This window comes from Burkholderia territorii (assembly GCF_902833055.1).
GTDB classification, from domain to species: Bacteria; Pseudomonadota; Gammaproteobacteria; order Burkholderiales; family Burkholderiaceae; genus Burkholderia; species Burkholderia territorii.
The window spans coordinates 140,681-156,670 of the sequence record NZ_CADFEJ010000015.1; the positions used below are offsets into that span (position 1 = coordinate 140,681).

Below are 15,990 nucleotides of genomic sequence, written 5' to 3' on the forward strand. Positions count from 1 at the left end.
GACGATATGCAACAGACCACGGACATTCTCGGCGCCGCACTGGCGCATCACCAGGCGGGCCGGCTGGGCGACGCGAAGGCGGGCTACGAGCAGCTGCTCGCGCGCGAGCCCGCGCATCCGGACGCGCTGCATTTCCTCGGACTGCTGACCTGTCAGGCAGGGCAGCCGGATGAAGGCATCGCGCTGATGCGCCGCTCGATCGACGCGTATCCGAGCGCGATCTATCACAACAACCTGGGCAATGCGCTGCGCGAGCGCGGCCGGCTCGACGACGCGATCGCGCAGTACCGCGAAGCGGTGCGTCGGCAGCCGGACTACGCGGAAGCGCACAACAACCTGGGCGACGCGCTGCGCGAAGCGCGGCAGCCGGATGCGTCGATGCAGCACTGCGCGCAGGCGATCGCGTTGCGGCCGGACTACGCGCAGGCGTACAACAACCTGGGCAACGCGCTGAAGGATCTCGGCCAGTCGGATGCGGCGGTGCTCGCGTACGGCAAGGCGATCGAACACGACCCGCGCTACGCGGACGCGTACAACAACCTCGGCAACGTGCTGACGACGCAGCGCAAGTTCGACGCGGCGGTGGACAGCTATCGCGCAGCCGTCGCGCTGAATCCGGGCCGGGCGATCGTGCACGGCAATCTCGGCACCGCGCTGCTCGCGCGCGGCGACCTCGACGAATCCATCGCGACGCTGCGCCGCGCGGTCGAACTCGATCCGCTGGATCCGCAAGTCCACAACTGTCTGGGCAGCGCGCTGCGCGAAGCGGGCCGCAACGACGAAGCGATCGTGCATTTCGAACGGGTAATCGAGCTGTCCGGCGGCGACGTCGATGCGCACCTGAATCTGAGCCGGGCGCTGAAGAGCCAGAACCGGATCGAGGAATCCGTCGAGGCCGGCAAGCGGGCCATCGAGCTCGATCCGCGCCGCGCGGAGGGCTACGTGAACCTGGCCCACGCGTATTACTGGCTAGACCGTGTCGACGACGCGATCGTGCAGTACCGGCGCGCGCTCGAATTCGATCCGGATTCGGCGGACATTCACCAGAACCTGTCGATCGCGCTGTGCCAGGCGCGACGCGTCCATGAGGCGCTGGAAAGCGCGCAAGCCGCCGTGGCGCTGGAACCCGGCACCGCGCGCCGGCATGCGCATCTCGCGGACGTGCTGCGCAAGACCGGCGACGTCGACGCGGCGATCAAGTGCTATCGCCGCGCGCTGGAATGCGATCCCGACAATCCGGGCACCTACACGTCGCTGCTGTTCTGCCTCGCGGGCCAGACCGACTTCGATCCCGACGCGTATCTGGCGGATGCGCGCGTGTTCGGCGCGCGCATGTCGATGCACGCGAAGCCGTGGCGGCACCAGCCGGCGCCGTTGAACGGGCGCAGGTTGCGTGTCGGATTCGTGTCGGGCGATTTCCGGCGGCACCCGGTCGGCATCTTTCTCGAAAGCGTCGTCGCGCATCTCGATCGGTCGCGCGTCGAACTGGTCGCGTTCACGACCTTCGACACCGAGGACGACTACACCGCGCGGCTGAAGCCGCATTTCGACGGCTGGCATCGCATCACGGATCTCGGCACGGAGCAGACGGCCCGGCGCATCCACGACGAGCGCATCGACGTGCTCGTCGATCTGGCCGGGCATACGGCGCACAACCGGCTGCCGGCCTTTGCGTGGAAGCCGGCGCCGATCCAGGTGAGCTGGCTCGGCTTTTTCGCGTCGACCGGTATCGCGGAGATGGACTATTTCCTCGGCGATGCGCACGTGCTGCCGGCCGCCGAGGAAGCGCACTTCGTCGAGCGGCCGTGGCGGCTGCCCGACAGCTACCTGTGTTTCACGCCGCCGCCGCACGACGTGCAGGTCGGCCCGCTGCCGATGCTGCGCAACGGGCACATCACGTTCGGCTGCTTCGGCAAGCTGGTGAAGGTGACCGACGAAGTGGTGCGCGTCTGGTCGCGCCTGCTGCATGCCGTGCCGGGCGCGAAGCTGCTGCTCAAGGCGTACGAACTCGCGGTCGAGGACATCTGCGATGCAACGCGTGCGCGTTTCGCGGCGCACGGCATCGGCGCCGACCGGCTGATCCTCGAGCAGGGCTCGTCGCGCGACGCGTACTTCGCTGCGTACAACCGCGCGGACGTGATGCTCAGCCCGTTCCCGTATCCGGGCGGCACGACGACGGCCGAGTCTCTGTGGATGGGCGTGCCGGTGCTCGGGATGAAAGGCGAGCGGTTCGTCACGCACATCTGCGAGAGCCTGCTGCATGCGGCCGGGCTCGGCGACTGGATCGCAAGCGACGAAGCGGACTACATCGCGAAGGCCGTCGCGTTCTCCCGCGATCGCGGCGAGCTCGCGGCAATGCGCGCCGGGTTGCGCCAGCAGATGCAGCGTTCGCCGCTCGGCGACGCGAAGCGGTTCGCCCGCCACCTCGAGGATGCGTTTCACGGCATGTGGGACGCATGGCTCGCCGGCACGCCGGAAGACTCGCCGGCGCGGTAACGGCGGCGCCCAGCCGCTCCCGGCCACGCGCCGCGCCGCCGGGTATCGCGGTGCGGTGCGGTTCGGACGCACCAAAAAAAGAAGCCGCATCGCTGCGGCTCTTCGAGGAGAGCGCCCTCGCGGGCGTCGTTGTTGTTCTCGTTCGTTGGTTCGGCGCTAGTGCGGCTCAGCCGAGCATGCCGGTGGACTGATAACGCGACGCCGCGTCGATGCGCTGCATCGCCACCCGGTGATTCGTCATCAATCGCTCGCGGCCGGCCATCGCCAGTTCGGTGATGTGCGCATCGAGCCGCTGGATCTCGCGGATGATCGCGAGTGCATCGGGCGTCTGGTCCGCGTCGAGCGACATCAGCAGCGCGGCGCGCTCGTTGACGAGTTCGGCGGCGCGCTCCCATGCGTCGTGCGAGACGGCGTCCGCGAGCGCGTGCGTGAGCGCCAGCGCGCGTGTCAGCGAAGTATGTTCCATGGCGGGATGTCCTCGTGGGCGGCGGCCGGATGCCGGTCCGTCACTTGTTGGTGGCGAGCGTGCCGGCGCTGTTCGACCCGCCGAACAGCTGCGTCAGGTACTGCTGGTTGTTCTGCATCTGCGTCATCAGCGTGTTGAGCGCGGTGAACTGCGCGTTGTACTGGGCCGTGAGCGCGGTCTGGTAGTTCTTCAGTTGCGTCGCCTGATCCTGCAGGTTCGACAGGTCCTTGTTCAGCGAGGCCGTGCGCTGGTCGATCAGCCCGCCCGTCTGCGAGTACGAATTCGCGAAGTTGTTCAGCGCGACCCCGACGCCGTTCGTCGAGTTGAAGATCGCGGAGACGGCCGAGCCGTTGGTCGTGAGCGCGGTCTGCAGCTTCGTGCTGTCGACCGTCAACGTGCCGTCGGTGTTCAGGTTGATGCCGATCGACGACAGGCTGTAGGTCTTGCCGCCCGTCGTGACGCCGCCGCTGAGCGCGGTCGCGAGGCCGTTCGTGATCGAGTTCAGCATCGCGTCGCCGAGCAGCGGGCCGGCCGTCGAGCCCGACGACGAGGTCGTGTACGACGACAGGCTCGATGCCGTCGTGACGAAGGTCGAGTACGCCTTCGCGAAATTGTTGATCGCCGTCGTGATGCCGGTCGTATCCTGCGCGATCGTGAGCGTTTGCGTCGTGTTGACCGCGGCTGCCGTCAGGTTCAGCGTGACGCCCGTCAGTGCGTTGGAGATCTGGTTGGTCGCGCTCGTCACGGTGCTGCCGGCGATCGTGATGTTCGCGTCCGCGGCGGGCGTCACCGTGTTGTAGGTCGACTGGGTCGAGTCGAGCTTGCTGTTCAGGCCGGCGCCGGCGGTGATCGACACCGTGTTCGCTGCGCCGGTGTTGTTCGACGAGAGCACCAGGTGCTGGCCGTCGGACGCATTGATCACCGTGGCGGTCACGCCCGGGTTGTTCGAGGCCTTGTTGATGTTCGCGGCGATCGTCGCGAGCGTATCGGTCGACGAGACCGACACCTGCATCGAGCCGGTGCCGACGCCGACGGTCAGCGTGCCGCTGCCGATGGTATCGGCCGACGTGATCGCCGGCGACGAAATCGAGTTGGCGGTCGCGACGGCATTGACCTTCACCGCGTACGTGCCGGCGGCCGCGCCGCTCGCGGTGGTGGCGGTGAGGCCGGAGCCGCTCGCCGTCGCGGTCAGCGCCGACAGCGCCGTGCCGTCGGTGAGGCCCTGCAGCGCGGTCTGCAGCGCCGCGAGCTGCGACTTGATCTGCCCGATCGCGGACAGTTCGGTGTTGTCGGAGGTCTGCTTGTTCGCGAGCGCGGTCGATTGCGCGGCGGTCTTCGCGGTGACGAGCGCCGAGACGAGCGAATTGACGTCGAGCGACGACTTCGTCGAGCCGCTGATGATGGACTGCGCAGCCTGCTGGAGCGCGGTGTTCAGGTCGCTGGAGGACGTGGTGGTGGTAGTCGTCGAGGTCATTCGGGGGCTCCGGTCCGCGTCGCCGGGCAGTGTCGGGCGAATCGCGCGTCGGTGTCGAACAAGCGCGCAACGGGAGGCCAGCCTCCCGGGTGCGCGATGAAAAGGCGCGGGCGCCGGACCCAGGTCGCGGCGCCCGTGCCGGCGGACGGCGCGTCGCGAGACGCGCGCCGCCGGTCGTGGGGTATTAACCCAGGAGCTTCAGGACTTGCTGCGGCAGCGAGTTCGCCTGTGCCAGCACCGAGATGCCTGCTTGCTGGAGCACTTGCGCCTTGCTCAGGTTCGCCGTTTCCGTCGCGAAGTCCGCGTCGGTGATCTGCGAACGGGCTGCCGACATGTTGGTCGACTGCGTCTGCGTGTTCGTGATCGCCGACTGGAACGTGTTCTGCGTTGCGCCGAGCGTTGCCTGGAACGTGTTGACCTTCGTCAGCACTGCATCGATCGAGCCCATCGCAGCTTGCGAATCGGTGACGCTCGAAACCGTCAGCGCGGACAGGCCGAGGTTGGCCGAGTCCCAGCTTTGCGTGCCGAAGTCAGCGGCGATCGTCTGGCCGTTGACCGCGCCGATCTGGAAGCTGACCGTGCTCAGGCCTTGCAGGACCGACTGGCCGTTGAACGTCGTTTGCGTTGCGACGCGCGAGATTTCCGTCAGGCGGGTCGAGACTTCCGATTGCAGGTTTGCACGTGCGTTGGAGTCGAGCGAGCCGTCGCCTGCTTCAACTGCCAGCTGGCGGATACGCTGCAGGTTGTCGACGATCGACTGGAGCGCGCCGGCCGTCGTCTGGACCATCGAGATGCCGTTGTTCGCGTTCGACACGCCCTGGTTCAGCGCGTTGATCGCGGCCGTCTGGGTCGTCGCGATTGCGAGGCCCGCTGCGTCGTCTGCCGCGCTGTTCACTCGCTTGCCCGACGACAGGCGGTTGATCGCTTGCGACAGCGCGTTTTGCGAGCCCGACAGGTTCGTCTGCGTCGACAGCGAAAGGATGTTGGTGTTGATGTTCAGCATTTGCTTCCTCGTTTTGGAAAATGCCTGAGTACAGACAGGGATCAGGTTCGTTTTCGGCGTTGCGCTTTATCGCGAGTGGCGCTGCCCGCCTTTCCTGGTTGACGGCGGCACCCGGCGAAAACTTTAGAGGGATGCGTGACGAAAATCGGGACGGAAGCATGCCGCTGCCGCGAAGTCCGCGCCCGGCGTGGCTGGCAGCGATTTTGGCCGGCGTGCGCGACGGCTCGTTCGACGGTGCGGGTGGCCGTGCCGCGCGGGGCGGCGAACCGGAAGCGACAAAAGGATGGTTTTGTCTGTGATTTCCTGATATGATGGCGGGCTGAATTGAGATTTTCTGTCAAGCCTGTGCCGTCCCGGCACTCTTGCTGGCAGTCAAACGCGGCGCTGCACGCGGCTTGTGAAGCGTACTCGCGGTGCTTTGTGCCTCTCTTTTCCGGCCTCCGAGGCCGTATTTCCGCTCGTTTCGCCTGTTGTGGGGACGCCCGGATGGCCGGTGCGTGGCGCTTGGCCGCTACGTTTTTGACCGTTTAAGCAATTTAGGAACGACATGACGACGATTCTTCTGAAAGAAAACGAGCCGTTCGAAGTGGCGATTCGCCGCTTTCGCCGTGCTATCGAAAAAAATGGCCTGATCGCTGAACTGCGCGAACGCCAGTCCTACGAAAAGCCGACCGCAGTCCGCAAGCGCAAGAAGGCAGCAGCCGTCAAGCGCCTGCACAAGCGTCTGCGCAGCCAGATGCTGCCGAAGAAGCTCCACTAAGAGCATCTACGGTTCGCCGCGAAACGGCGGAGCGTGCTTCGAAAGAAGCCGCTCCGCCGTTTTGCTTTTCGGCGCCGGGAAACGGGCATCGGTCTCGGGATTCAAGCGCCGGCGCAGCGGCCGCTGAGCGCGACGCGGCGGTTTCGATGGATTGCCGGGCTTCGGGCCGCCGCGGCCGGGTGCGCTCCGGAGTCGTCATCGCAACGTTCGGCAGCGGCGTGACGGCGGCGGCGCGTGCGTGAAGAATGAAGAGAAAAGTGCAGCGCGTGCGCGCCGGGCCACGCATGACCCGATGACGTGCCGAATGCCCCCCGCCCGGCGCGCGGAGCGGGTTTCGCGCCGTCAGCCTGCCTTGCGGCGCCCCGCCGGCTGCTGCTTGCCGCCGAGCGCCGCGCATCTGGCGTGGCACGGACAGCCGGTCTCGTGGTCGTTGACCATCCCGGTTGCCTGCATCAGCGCGTAGCAGATCGTCGAGCCGACGAACTTGCAGCCGTATTCCTTCAGCGCCTTGCTGAGCGCATCCGACTGGGCCGTCGATGCGGGCGCGTCGCGATACGACTGCCACGCGTTCTGCACCGGCGTGTGGTCGACGAACGACCACAGGAACTGCGCGAGCGACCCGTGGTCGTCCCGAATGCGCTGCACGGCCCGCGCATTGGTTACCGCGGATTCCACCTTCGCCCGATTGCGCACGATGCCGGGATTTTCGAGCAGTTTCTCGATGCGCTTCGGCGTGAAGCGCGCGACCGCGTCGACATCGAACTCGGCGAACGCCTCGCGATAGCCGGCGCGCTTGTTCAGGATCGTCGACCAGGACAGCCCCGCCTGCGCGCCTTCCAGAATCAGCATTTCGAACAGGTGACGATCGTCATGCGACGGCACGCCCCACTCGGTATCGTGATAGTGAGCATCCGCTTCCGTCTTTACCCAGTTGCACCGCTGCGACATCGTCCGCCTCGTTCCAGTGTCGATTCGATCGTGCCAGCATAGCGGAACGGCCATTCGCGGCATAGCCGGCCGAACGGCAGATGGGCGCGCGGCGCCGATCCGGTTAAGCTTGGCGCCTGTTCGAATCAGCAGGATCAACGCATGACGGCATTACTTTTCGCGATCGGCATCGACGGCGGCGGCACCGGCACCCGCGCGGTACTGGCCGACCGGCACGGGCGCGAGCTCGCGCAGGGGCGCGGCGGCCCGTCGGGGCTCGGCCTCGGCATCGAGCGCGCGTGGGCATCGATCGGCGCGGCCTGTGCCGACGCCTTCGCGCGGGCGGGGCTCGCTTTCGACTGGTCGCAATGCGCGCTCGGCTGCGGGCTCGCGGGCGTCAACAATGCCGCGTGGCTCGCCGCGTTCCGTGCGCAGGCGCCGCTCGGCGCGCTCGCGATCGAGAGCGACGCGTATACGACCGTCGTCGGCGCGCACGGCGGCGCACCGGGCCTCATCGTCGCGCTCGGCACGGGCAGTATCGCCGCGGCGCTCGACGCGGCGGGCGATTGCCGCATCGCGGGCGGCTTCGGCTTTCCGTCCGGCGACGAGGCGAGCGGCGCGTGGCTCGGCATGCGCGCGCTGGCCTACGCTCAGCAGGCGCTGGACGGCCGGGCGCCGCGCGACGCGTTTGCCGACGCGCTGCTCGCGGAAACGGGCGCGCACGATCGCGATGCCCTCGTCCAGTGGTCGTGCGATGCGAACCAGACGATCTACGCGCGCCTCGCGCCGATCGTGTTCGCGCACCGCAACCATCCTTGCGCGGCGGCGCTGATCGCGCAGGCCGGCGACGAGATCGGCAAGATGATCGACGCGCTCGATCCTGCACAGGCGCTGCCGGTCGCGCTGTGCGGCGGGCTCGCCGACGCGCTGGCGCCGGCCGTGCCGGCGCGCCACGCGGCCCGGCTGCGCGCGCCGCTCGACGATTCCGCGCACGGCGCGTTGCGGCTCGCGCTGCGGGCGTTGGGGGCGACGCAAGCGGAGTGAGTGGTCCGGACGGCCGGTGTGCGGCGGGCAGGCCGGGCAGGCTGTGCCGGTCGCGCAGCCCGAAACCCGTGCCGGTCGCTAACCGTCCGGCGGCTCCCGGTGCACGACGTTAAAATGGCGGTTCCGCAGCGTCCTGCGCGTCATTCCCCGTCCATGTACAAAGTCATCGCCACCGATCTCGACGGCACTCTGCTGAACAGCGACCACCAGCTCGACCCGTACACGATCGAAACCGTCCGCCGGCTCGACCGCGACGGCCTGCAGTTCGTGATCGCGACGGGGCGCCACTACGCGGACGTCGCCGGTATCCGCGACGTGCTGGGCATCCGGCCTTACCTGATCACGTCGAACGGCGCGCGCGTGCATGCGCCGGACGACACGGCGATCCATGCGCAGGACATCGATCCCGCGATCGTGCGCGGCCTCGTGCAGCCGGAGGTGACGGGCGCGCACGGGCGGGTGATCGTCAACCTGTTCACCGATCGCGGCTGGCTGATCGATCGCGACGCGCCGCACCTGCTCGAATTCCACCAGGATTCGGGGTTCCGCTACGACGTGATCGACATGACCGCGCACGACGGTGCCGATATCGCGAAGGTGCTGTACATCGGCGAGCCGGCCGATCTGGCGGTGGTCGCCGAGCAGATGCGCGTGCGGTACGGCGACGCGCTGTACGTCACGTACTCGCTGCCGGACTGTCTGGAGGTGATGACCGCCAACGTGTCGAAGGGCCGCGCGCTGCGTGCGGTGCTTGCGCGGCTCGGCGTCGATGCCGGCCACTGCATCGCCTTCGGCGACAACATGAACGACATCGATCTGCTCGAAACGGCCGGCCACGCGTTCATGATGAACAACGCGAACCCCGACCTGATCGCGCAACTGCCGCATATTCCGCGGATCGGCAACAACTTCGACGCGGGCGTCGCCCGTCACCTGCGCACGCTGTTCGCGCTCGAGGACACCCTCGACGGCGTCGCCGCTTCCTGAGCGGCCGAGACGAGCGGCCATGAAAAACGGGCGCCAGCGGCGCCCGTCCAAATTACCTGCCTCGATGTTGTTCGACAGCGTGAGGCTCGCTGCTCTGCTCGCGCGACCCCGTAGTGTTTATTCGCTGGTGCGAGCGGATGCGGGCAGCAGGGAGACAGCATCGTCGCGCCCGGCGATCAGCGGGTAGACGATCCCTGCGATGGCCGCACCGATGATCGGCGCGACCCAGAACAGCCACAACTGACCGATCGCGTCGCCGCCGACGAACAGCGCAGGGCCGGTCGAGCGAGCCGGGTTCACCGACGTGTTGGTGACCGGGATCGAGATCAGGTGAATCAACGTGAGGCACAGGCCGATCGCGATCGGCGCGAAGCCGGCCGGCGCGCGCTTGTCGGTGGCGCCGAGAATCACGAACAGGAAGAAGCCCGTCATCACGACTTCGCAGATGAACGCCGCGCCGAGCGAGTAGTGGCCGGGCGAGCGCTCGCCGAAGCCGTTCGTCGCGAAGCCGCTGCCGACGACGTCGAAGCCGGGCTTGCCGGTCGCGATCAGGTACAGCACGAATGCACCCAGCGTGGCGCCGACCACCTGCGCAACGATGTACGGCGCGAGATCGCGCGCCGGGAAGCGGCCGGCGACCGTCAGACCGACGCTCACCGCCGGATTCAGATGGCAGCCCGAAATATGGCCGATCGCGAATGCCATCGTCAGCACGGTCAGGCCGAAGGCAAGCGCGACGCCGGCAAAGCCGATGCCGAGGCCCGGAAAGGCGGCGGCCAGCACGGCGCTTCCGCACCCGCCGAGCACCAGCCAGAACGTGCCGAATACCTCTGCAGCCAGACGCTGAGAAAGATTCATGTAAGGACCTCGTTCAAGTGGGTTGAAGACAAACGGACGGCCGGATGATTTATTCCGACGCCCGAATTGGTCTGGATTATAGGAAATGAATCGGCTTCGAGAGGGTCAACGATTGTTAAATTTGAATGAGCGGCGAATGGCTTTTATTAGAATAAGTCCGCATTCTCGATATCGACGAATCGGTTAAAGATGACGGCATTAATTTCGAAGCGCAGGGCGGCAGTACGATGACGTAACGGATGTTGGTGTTCCGGCCGGACTCGCCGGAGCCGCATCATGGAAAAGGGGAGTCGAAAAATGTCTCAATACGCGAAACTCAAGGCGCAGATCGCCGAGTTGCAGGCCCAGGCGGATGATGTGCGTCGCCAGGAAGTGGCGGCGGTGATCGCCGATGTCCAGCGAATGATTGCCGAATATGGCCTGACGGCCGAGGACCTGGGCTTCGCGGAGCGAGCGCGGCGCGGCCGTCCGCCGAAAAAGGCACCGCTGCCCCCGAAATACCGCGATCCGAAGTCGGGCGCAACCTGGAGCGGGCGCGGCAAGCCGCCGAATTGGATCGTCGGGAAAAACCGCGACCGTTTCCTGATCGAATGACCGCAAAAAGAAAGAGCCGCATCGACGATGCGGCTCTTTCGCGTGTTCGGGATTTTCACGCCGATTTCGGCGCAAATTTTGCCCGATATTTCCTGACGAATTTCAGCGTCACGCGCCTGCGACCTGACGCAACACCGGCCGTTTTGCCGCCGTGCAAAGCGATTCGTAAGTTTCGACATAACGCCGCGCCATCGCTTTCGCGCTGAAGCGCGTCTCGAAACGTGCGCGGATCGCGTCGCGCGACAGGCTGTCGATCCGGTGCAGCGCACCCACGGCGCCCTGCACGTCCTCGACGATGAAGCCGGTCATGCCGTCCTCGATCACTTCCGGCACCGAGCCGCGGTTGAACGCGACGACCGGCGTGCCGCAGGCCATCGCCTCGATCATCACCAGCCCGAACGGCTCCGGCCAGTCGATCGGGAACAGCAGCGCCTTCGCGCCCGACAGGAACGCGGGCTTCTGCGCCTCGTTGATCTCGCCGATGAATTCGACGTGCGCCTCGCCCAGCAGCGGTTCGATCACTTCCTTGAAGTAGTCGGCGTCGGCCTTGTCGACCTTCGCGGCGATCTTCAGCGGCAGCCCGCTTTGCGCGGCGATCCGGATCGCGGTGTCGACCCGCTTTTCGGGACAGATCCGGCCGAGGAATGCGAGATATTCGGGCTTCACGTCCGGTTGCGGCGTGAGCAGCGTGTCGGGCAGCCCGTGATACACGGTGCCGGCCCACGCGGCCTGCGGCAGCGGCTTGCGCTGGTTGTTCGAGATCGACACGACCGGCGCGTCCGGGAATGCGTCGAATACCGGCTGCAGCTCCGGCAGGTCGAGGCGGCCGTGCAGCGTCGTCACGTACGGCGTATCGAGGCGCGACATCAGCGAGAACGGCAGGTAGTCGAGATGGAAGTGCAGCACGTCGAATTCGTGCGCGACACGGGCGACCTGCTCGATCAGGCGCATATGGGGCGCCATCGAATCGCGAATCGACGGGTCGAGCCGCAGTGCGCGCGGCCATGCCGCCTCGAGACGGGCGGACGTGACCGAGTCGCCGCTCGCGAACAGCGTCACGTCGTGGCCGAGCTCGACGAGCGCCTCGGTGAGGTAGGACACGACACGCTCGGTGCCGCCATAGAGTTTCGGCGGGACAGCTTCGTAAAGCGGCGCGATCTGGGCAATACGCATGGGCGTTCTCCGGTGTCGACCAGCGCGGGGCGCTCTGGTGCGCACGCTGGTCCGATGCAAGGTTGCGGAACTCGCCGACGCACGCGCTGTGCGGTACGTGGCCCGGTCCGGCGCGCGGTGCGCGGAAGGCGGGCGGCAAGCTGCGGGGCGGGCCGGCGCGGCTACAGCCACCGCCCATTGGAGTCCATTATCGATATCGCCTTCGGGGGTTCGAGTGTTTTTTCAAACACTTAAGGCTTGTTACACCGTGAAATACGCGAAAACCCCGATAAAAAGGGTGCGGAAACGCAAAGCGATATGGCAACGAGAATTGTTGCGCTATCGTGAAAAACCACTATAATTTTTACCGATTCATTTCCCGGCAGCCTTGCCGGGACGCCCTCAGCCGGATTCTTCCCATGCGCAAGTGCATCGTCGACGAATTCGCGCATCATTCGCCCCGCCGTTTGTTCCCTTTCAATTCGCTTTGTCGGAAAAATTCCTACACGGTTTACAGACAAATCCTGCGCGGCATACGCCACTTCGCTGATACCGGCATAAATGCCGTTTGGCCAAAATTCGCCCTGTAAGACTATAAACGTGCCGACGGTGCGCCCAACGGGGCCTGATCGAGCAAACGTTTTCATAACATGAAAGGCCAAAGCAAAGCTCTTAACGGGGGAATCATGAGCGCCACCAGCGAAATGCTCAGTGAGATCAAAGAGGTCAACCTGTCGTACCTCCTCCTCGCGCAGCGCCTGCTGCGGGAAGACAAAGCGATGGGCATGTTCCGCATGGGCGTGTCCGAGGAACTGGCCGACGTGCTCGCGAACCTCACGCTCGCCCAGACCGTGAAGCTCGCCGCGTCGAACCAGATGCTGTGCCGCTTCCGCTTCGACGATCACGCGTTGCTGTCGTCGCTCGCCGACAAGGGGCGCAGCGATGTCGTCACGCACGCGCATTCGGCCATCCTGATGGCCGGACAGCCGGTCGAAAGCGTCCGCTGATCACTTCCCGCCTTGCGTTCGTCCCGGCGCGCCGCGCCGGCAGGCGACGTATTGGCCACTCATTCGAACAACGTCAGCGGACGGTTATTCACCATGGCAAGCAAAAGCGTCGTGATCGAGGTGAAGGAAATCACCCTCGCCATCGAACTGATCGAACTGGGCGCCCGCCTGCAGCTGCTGGAGGCGGAGACGAGCCTGTCGCGCGATCGCCTGATCAAGCTCTACAAGGAGCTCAAGGGTGCGTCGCCGCCGAAGGGGATGCTGCCGTTCTCGACCGACTGGTTCATGACGTGGCAGCCGAACATCCACTCGTCGCTGTTCTACAACATCTACCGGTTCATGCAGGACCACGGCCGTTGCGAGCCGATCCAGTCGATCGTGAAGGCGTACCGGCTGTATCTGGAGCACGTGAACCTGTCCGGCGACGAGGCTGCGCTGAGCCTCACGCGCGCGTGGACGCTGGTGCGCTTCTTCGACTCGGGGATGCTGCAGATGACTCCGTGCACGCGCTGCGGCGGCCACTTCGTCGCGCATGCGCATGATCCGCATCAAGGTTTCGTGTGCGGCCTTTGCCAGCCGCCGTCGCGCGCAGGCAAGACCCGCAAGGCCGCCGCCGCGCGCGCCGAGCTGTCCGCCGCCGCGGCCTGAGCGCCGCCCGGCGGGGCGCGAGCGGTAGCCGCACGGTTGCCGCCCGCCGCGCGAACCGGCCGGGGCTTGCTGGTAAACACCGCCGTGCCGCCGTGGCGCGGCCGCGAAAGTTTTCCTGCCGACTGCCGTAAACCTGATTAACGGCGGTCTCCCCGCCGGTCATTCGTGAGGGACAGGCAGTGCTGATTATCGTGGGAACACTCGTGACGCTGTTGTCCGTCTTCGGCGGTTATGCGCTGGCAGGCGGGCATCTGGGCGCATTGATCCAGCCGGTCGAGATCCTGATGATCGCGGGCGCGGGCGTCGGCGCGTTCATCCTCGGCAACGGCATGAAGACCATCAAGGGGACGCTGCGCGTGCTGCCGACGCTCTTCAAGGGCTCGAAGTACACGAAGGACGTCTACATGGAACTGATGGCGCTCCTCTACGTGCTGCTCGCGAAGGCGCGCAAGGAAGGCACGCTGACCCTCGAGGCCGACATCGACGATCCGGACAAGAGCCCGATCTTCACGCAATACCCGAAGATCCTCGCCGATCGCCACATCGTCGAATTCCTGACCGACTACCTGCGCCTGATGGTGGGCGGCAACATGAACGCGTTCGAGATCGAGAGCCTGATGGACGAGGAGATCGAGACGCACCACGCGGAAGGCGAGGGCCCGGCGCACGCGCTGATGCGCGTCGGCGACGCGATGCCGGCATTCGGGATCGTCGCGGCCGTGATGGGCGTCGTGCACACGATGGCCTCCGCCGACAAGCCGCCCGCAGTGCTCGGCGCGATGATCGCGCAGGCGCTGGTCGGCACGTTCCTCGGGATCCTGCTGTCGTACGGGCTGATCGGCCCGCTCGCGAGCCTCGCCGAGCAGCGCGTGGCCGAGTCGACCAAGATGTTCCAGTGCATCAAGGTGACGATCCTCGCGAGCCTGAACGGCTATGCGCCGGCGATCGCGGTCGAGTTCGGCCGCAAGGTGCTGTTCTCGACCGAGCGGCCGTCGTTTACCGAGCTCGAAGAGCACGTACGCCGCGTGAAGGCGAAGTGACGCGGAGCGTTCGATGAGCAAGAACAAGGATCGCGCGATCGTCGTCAAACGGGTGGCCCCGCAGAAGAAGGGCCACCACGGCGGCGCATGGAAGCTCGCGTATGCGGACTTCATGACCGCGATGATGGCGTTCTTCCTGCTGATGTGGCTGCTGAGCTCGGTCACGCCGGTGCAGCTGAAGGGCATCGCCGAGTACTTCAACACGCCGCTGAAGGCCGCGCTGTTCGGCAGCGGCGACCGCAGCTCGCAGGACTCGAGCATCATCAACGGCGGCGGCCGCGACCTGTCGAGCGTCGATGCCGGCACGCTGCGCCGCACCGACGGCACGACCAACCTCGCCGACCGTGTCGCGAAGGCCGGCGACGACAAGACGCGCTCGCAGGCGCAGGGCGCGCAGGACCGGCTCGAGCAGACGCGCCTGCACGACCTGCAGATCAAGCTGATGGCGGCGATCGAGGCGAACCCGACGCTGCGCCAGTTCAAGCAGCAGATCCGCATCGATTCGACGCTGATGGGGCTGCGCATCGAGATCGTCGATACGCAGAAGCGGCCGATGTTCGCGATGTCGAGCGATCACGTCGAGCCGTACATGCGCGACATCCTGCGCGAGATCGGCAAGACGCTGAACGACGTGCCGAACCGGATCATCGTCCAGGGCCACACCGACGCGGTGCCGTACGCGGGCGGCGAAGGCGGCTACAGCAACTGGGAGCTGTCGGCCGACCGCGCGAACGCGTCGCGCCGCGAGCTGATCGCGGGCGGCATGGACGAGGCGAAGGTGCTGCGCGTGCTCGGCCTCGCGTCGACGCAGAACCTGAACAAGGCCGATCCGCTCGATCCGGAAAACCGCCGGATCAGCGTGATCGTGCTGAACCGCAAATCCGAAGATGCGCTGATGCGCGACGACGCGACGACCACGACGCTGTCGGCCGACGCGGCGGGCTCGAAGCTGCTGGCCCAGCAGCTCGGCGGCCCGGCGCCGGCCGCGCGACCGGCGCTCGCGAGCGCCGTCGCCGTGGCGCCGAAACCCTGACGCTTCCAAGATTCCGGGACACGCATGAAACAACCCTCACGCCCACTTCGTCCGCTGCCCCCCGACGGGGCCGTCAGCCATTCCGGAGCGGACCTGCGGAGGCCGGCATGATCCGCACCATTCTCGCCATCGACGACTCCGCGACGATGCGCGCGCTGCTGCACGCGACGCTCGCGCAGGCCGGCTACGACGTGACGGTGGCGCCGGACGGCGAAGCCGGCTTCGACCTGGCGGCCACCGTGCCGTACGACCTGGTGCTGACCGACCAGAACATGCCGCGCAAGAGCGGGCTGGAGGTGATCGCCGCGCTGCGCAAGCTGACGGCCTACGCAGACACGCCGATCCTCGTGCTGACGACCGAAGGCAGCGATGCCTTCAAGGACGCCGCGCGCGACGCGGGCGCGACGGGCTGGATCGAGAAGCCGATCGACCCGGCCGTGCTGGTTGACCTGGTCGCGACGCTGTCCGAGCAGACCGCCTCCTGACATGAACGCGACGTAT

At 66.5% G+C, this 15,990-nt stretch carries 17 protein-coding genes; 10 read left to right on the plus strand and 7 right to left on the minus strand.

Annotation, left to right across the window (positions count from 1 at the left end; all coding sequences use genetic code 11):
* The first annotated feature begins 6 nt into the window (after positions 1–6).
* Complete coding sequence (locus tag HW466_RS22950; protein WP_174905976.1) at positions 7–2,496, plus strand: tetratricopeptide repeat protein; 2,490 nt, start codon at positions 7–9, stop codon at positions 2,494–2,496.
* Positions 2,497–2,662: 166 nt separating this feature from the next.
* Here the strand turns inward: HW466_RS22950 and HW466_RS22955 are convergent, their stop codons facing one another.
* The 3 genes from HW466_RS22955 to HW466_RS22965 all read right to left on the minus strand — a co-directional run bounded on the left by HW466_RS22955 (position 2,663) and on the right by HW466_RS22965 (position 5,439).
* Positions 2,663–2,962, minus strand: coding sequence for a flagellar protein FliT (locus HW466_RS22955; protein WP_059505504.1), 300 nt, complete (start codon positions 2,960–2,962; stop codon positions 2,663–2,665).
* A 40-nt stretch (positions 2,963–3,002) separates the two neighbouring features.
* Positions 3,003–4,436 carry a flagellar filament capping protein FliD gene (gene fliD / locus HW466_RS22960; protein ID WP_059505502.1) on the minus strand — a complete coding sequence of 478 codons (1,434 nt, stop codon included), beginning with the start codon at positions 4,434–4,436 and terminating at the stop codon, positions 3,003–3,005.
* A gap of 184 nt (positions 4,437–4,620) precedes the next feature.
* Positions 4,621–5,439, minus strand: a complete 819-nt coding sequence (locus HW466_RS22965) for a flagellin domain-containing protein (RefSeq protein ID WP_059452616.1) — start codon at positions 5,437–5,439, stop codon at positions 4,621–4,623.
* 547 nt (positions 5,440–5,986) lie between these two features.
* Here HW466_RS22965 and rpsU point away from each other — a divergent pair.
* The gene (gene rpsU / locus HW466_RS22970; RefSeq protein ID WP_006401410.1) at positions 5,987–6,199 is read left to right on the plus strand and encodes a 30S ribosomal protein S21; all 213 of its coding nucleotides are present in this window, start codon (positions 5,987–5,989) and stop codon (positions 6,197–6,199) included.
* 342 nt (positions 6,200–6,541) lie between these two features.
* On the opposite strand, the gene HW466_RS22975 is transcribed toward rpsU, so the two are convergent.
* On the minus strand, positions 6,542–7,147 hold the full coding sequence (locus HW466_RS22975) for a DNA-3-methyladenine glycosylase I (RefSeq protein ID WP_059452617.1): 606 nt from the start codon (positions 7,145–7,147) through the stop codon (positions 6,542–6,544).
* A gap of 141 nt (positions 7,148–7,288) precedes the next feature.
* Between HW466_RS22975 and HW466_RS22980 the strand changes: the two genes are divergently transcribed.
* Positions 7,289–8,170, plus strand: a complete 882-nt coding sequence (locus HW466_RS22980; protein ID WP_060347761.1) for a glucosamine kinase nucleotide-binding domain-containing protein — start codon at positions 7,289–7,291, stop codon at positions 8,168–8,170.
* 153 nt (positions 8,171–8,323) lie between these two features.
* A complete protein-coding gene (locus tag HW466_RS22985; RefSeq protein WP_059505497.1) occupies positions 8,324–9,157 on the plus strand; it encodes a Cof-type HAD-IIB family hydrolase in 834 nt (277 codons plus the stop codon).
* 117 nt (positions 9,158–9,274) lie between these two features.
* On the opposite strand, the gene aqpZ is transcribed toward HW466_RS22985, so the two are convergent.
* On the minus strand, positions 9,275–10,015 hold the full coding sequence (aqpZ, locus tag HW466_RS22990) for an aquaporin Z (protein WP_059452620.1): 741 nt from the start codon (positions 10,013–10,015) through the stop codon (positions 9,275–9,277).
* 297 nt (positions 10,016–10,312) lie between these two features.
* On the opposite strand from aqpZ, the gene HW466_RS22995 reads away from it, so the two are divergent.
* On the plus strand, positions 10,313–10,609 hold the full coding sequence (locus HW466_RS22995) for an H-NS histone family protein (RefSeq protein ID WP_059452621.1): 297 nt from the start codon (positions 10,313–10,315) through the stop codon (positions 10,607–10,609).
* A gap of 108 nt (positions 10,610–10,717) precedes the next feature.
* Here the strand turns inward: HW466_RS22995 and HW466_RS23000 are convergent, their stop codons facing one another.
* Together HW466_RS23000 and HW466_RS23005 are read right to left on the minus strand one after the other, a co-directional pair.
* A complete protein-coding gene (locus HW466_RS23000) occupies positions 10,718–11,782 on the minus strand; it encodes a glycosyltransferase family 4 protein (protein ID WP_059505495.1) in 1,065 nt (354 codons plus the stop codon).
* Between the two features lie 230 nt (positions 11,783–12,012).
* Positions 12,013–12,408 carry a hypothetical protein gene (locus HW466_RS23005; RefSeq protein WP_147955871.1) on the minus strand — a complete coding sequence of 132 codons (396 nt, stop codon included), beginning with the start codon at positions 12,406–12,408 and terminating at the stop codon, positions 12,013–12,015.
* Between the two features lie 39 nt (positions 12,409–12,447).
* Between HW466_RS23005 and flhD the strand changes: the two genes are divergently transcribed.
* From flhD to HW466_RS23030, 5 genes are all read left to right on the plus strand, one after another.
* Positions 12,448–12,768: a flagellar transcriptional regulator FlhD gene (gene flhD / locus HW466_RS23010; protein ID WP_034193026.1), complete on the plus strand. Its 321-nt coding sequence runs from the start codon at positions 12,448–12,450 to the stop codon at positions 12,766–12,768.
* Between the two features lie 93 nt (positions 12,769–12,861).
* The gene (gene flhC / locus HW466_RS23015) at positions 12,862–13,416 is read left to right on the plus strand and encodes a flagellar transcriptional regulator FlhC (protein ID WP_059452623.1); all 555 of its coding nucleotides are present in this window, start codon (positions 12,862–12,864) and stop codon (positions 13,414–13,416) included.
* Between the two features lie 179 nt (positions 13,417–13,595).
* On the plus strand, positions 13,596–14,456 hold the full coding sequence (gene motA, locus HW466_RS23020) for a flagellar motor stator protein MotA (RefSeq protein WP_059452624.1): 861 nt from the start codon (positions 13,596–13,598) through the stop codon (positions 14,454–14,456).
* Positions 14,457–14,469: 13 nt separating this feature from the next.
* On the plus strand, positions 14,470–15,489 hold the full coding sequence (gene motB, locus HW466_RS23025) for a flagellar motor protein MotB (RefSeq protein ID WP_059505493.1): 1,020 nt from the start codon (positions 14,470–14,472) through the stop codon (positions 15,487–15,489).
* A gap of 107 nt (positions 15,490–15,596) precedes the next feature.
* Complete coding sequence (locus tag HW466_RS23030) at positions 15,597–15,974, plus strand: response regulator (protein ID WP_060347760.1); 378 nt, start codon at positions 15,597–15,599, stop codon at positions 15,972–15,974.
* Positions 15,975–15,990: the final 16 nt, after the last annotated feature.

Excerpts from the sequence above, each read along its gene's own strand:
- HW466_RS22950 (WP_174905976.1), top strand. The coding sequence starts at position 7 with ATGCAACAGACCACGGACATTCTCGGCGCCGCACTGGCGCATCACCAG.
- HW466_RS22955 (WP_059505504.1), bottom strand. The coding sequence starts at position 2,962 with ATGGAACATACTTCGCTGACACGCGCGCTGGCGCTCACGCACGCGCTC.
- fliD (WP_059505502.1), bottom strand. The coding sequence starts at position 4,436 with ATGACCTCGACGACTACCACCACCACGTCCTCCAGCGACCTGAACACC.
- HW466_RS22965 (WP_059452616.1), bottom strand. The coding sequence starts at position 5,439 with ATGCTGAACATCAACACCAACATCCTTTCGCTGTCGACGCAGACGAAC.
- rpsU (WP_006401410.1), top strand. The coding sequence starts at position 5,987 with ATGACGACGATTCTTCTGAAAGAAAACGAGCCGTTCGAAGTGGCGATT.
- HW466_RS22975 (WP_059452617.1), bottom strand. The coding sequence starts at position 7,147 with ATGTCGCAGCGGTGCAACTGGGTAAAGACGGAAGCGGATGCTCACTAT.
- HW466_RS22980 (WP_060347761.1), top strand. The coding sequence starts at position 7,289 with ATGACGGCATTACTTTTCGCGATCGGCATCGACGGCGGCGGCACCGGC.
- HW466_RS22985 (WP_059505497.1), top strand. The coding sequence starts at position 8,324 with ATGTACAAAGTCATCGCCACCGATCTCGACGGCACTCTGCTGAACAGC.
- aqpZ (WP_059452620.1), bottom strand. The coding sequence starts at position 10,015 with ATGAATCTTTCTCAGCGTCTGGCTGCAGAGGTATTCGGCACGTTCTGG.
- HW466_RS22995 (WP_059452621.1), top strand. The coding sequence starts at position 10,313 with ATGTCTCAATACGCGAAACTCAAGGCGCAGATCGCCGAGTTGCAGGCC.
- HW466_RS23000 (WP_059505495.1), bottom strand. The coding sequence starts at position 11,782 with ATGCGTATTGCCCAGATCGCGCCGCTTTACGAAGCTGTCCCGCCGAAA.
- HW466_RS23005 (WP_147955871.1), bottom strand. The coding sequence starts at position 12,408 with ATGAAAACGTTTGCTCGATCAGGCCCCGTTGGGCGCACCGTCGGCACG.
- flhD (WP_034193026.1), top strand. The coding sequence starts at position 12,448 with ATGAGCGCCACCAGCGAAATGCTCAGTGAGATCAAAGAGGTCAACCTG.
- flhC (WP_059452623.1), top strand. The coding sequence starts at position 12,862 with ATGGCAAGCAAAAGCGTCGTGATCGAGGTGAAGGAAATCACCCTCGCC.
- motB (WP_059505493.1), top strand. The coding sequence starts at position 14,470 with ATGAGCAAGAACAAGGATCGCGCGATCGTCGTCAAACGGGTGGCCCCG.
- HW466_RS23030 (WP_060347760.1), top strand. The coding sequence starts at position 15,597 with ATGATCCGCACCATTCTCGCCATCGACGACTCCGCGACGATGCGCGCG.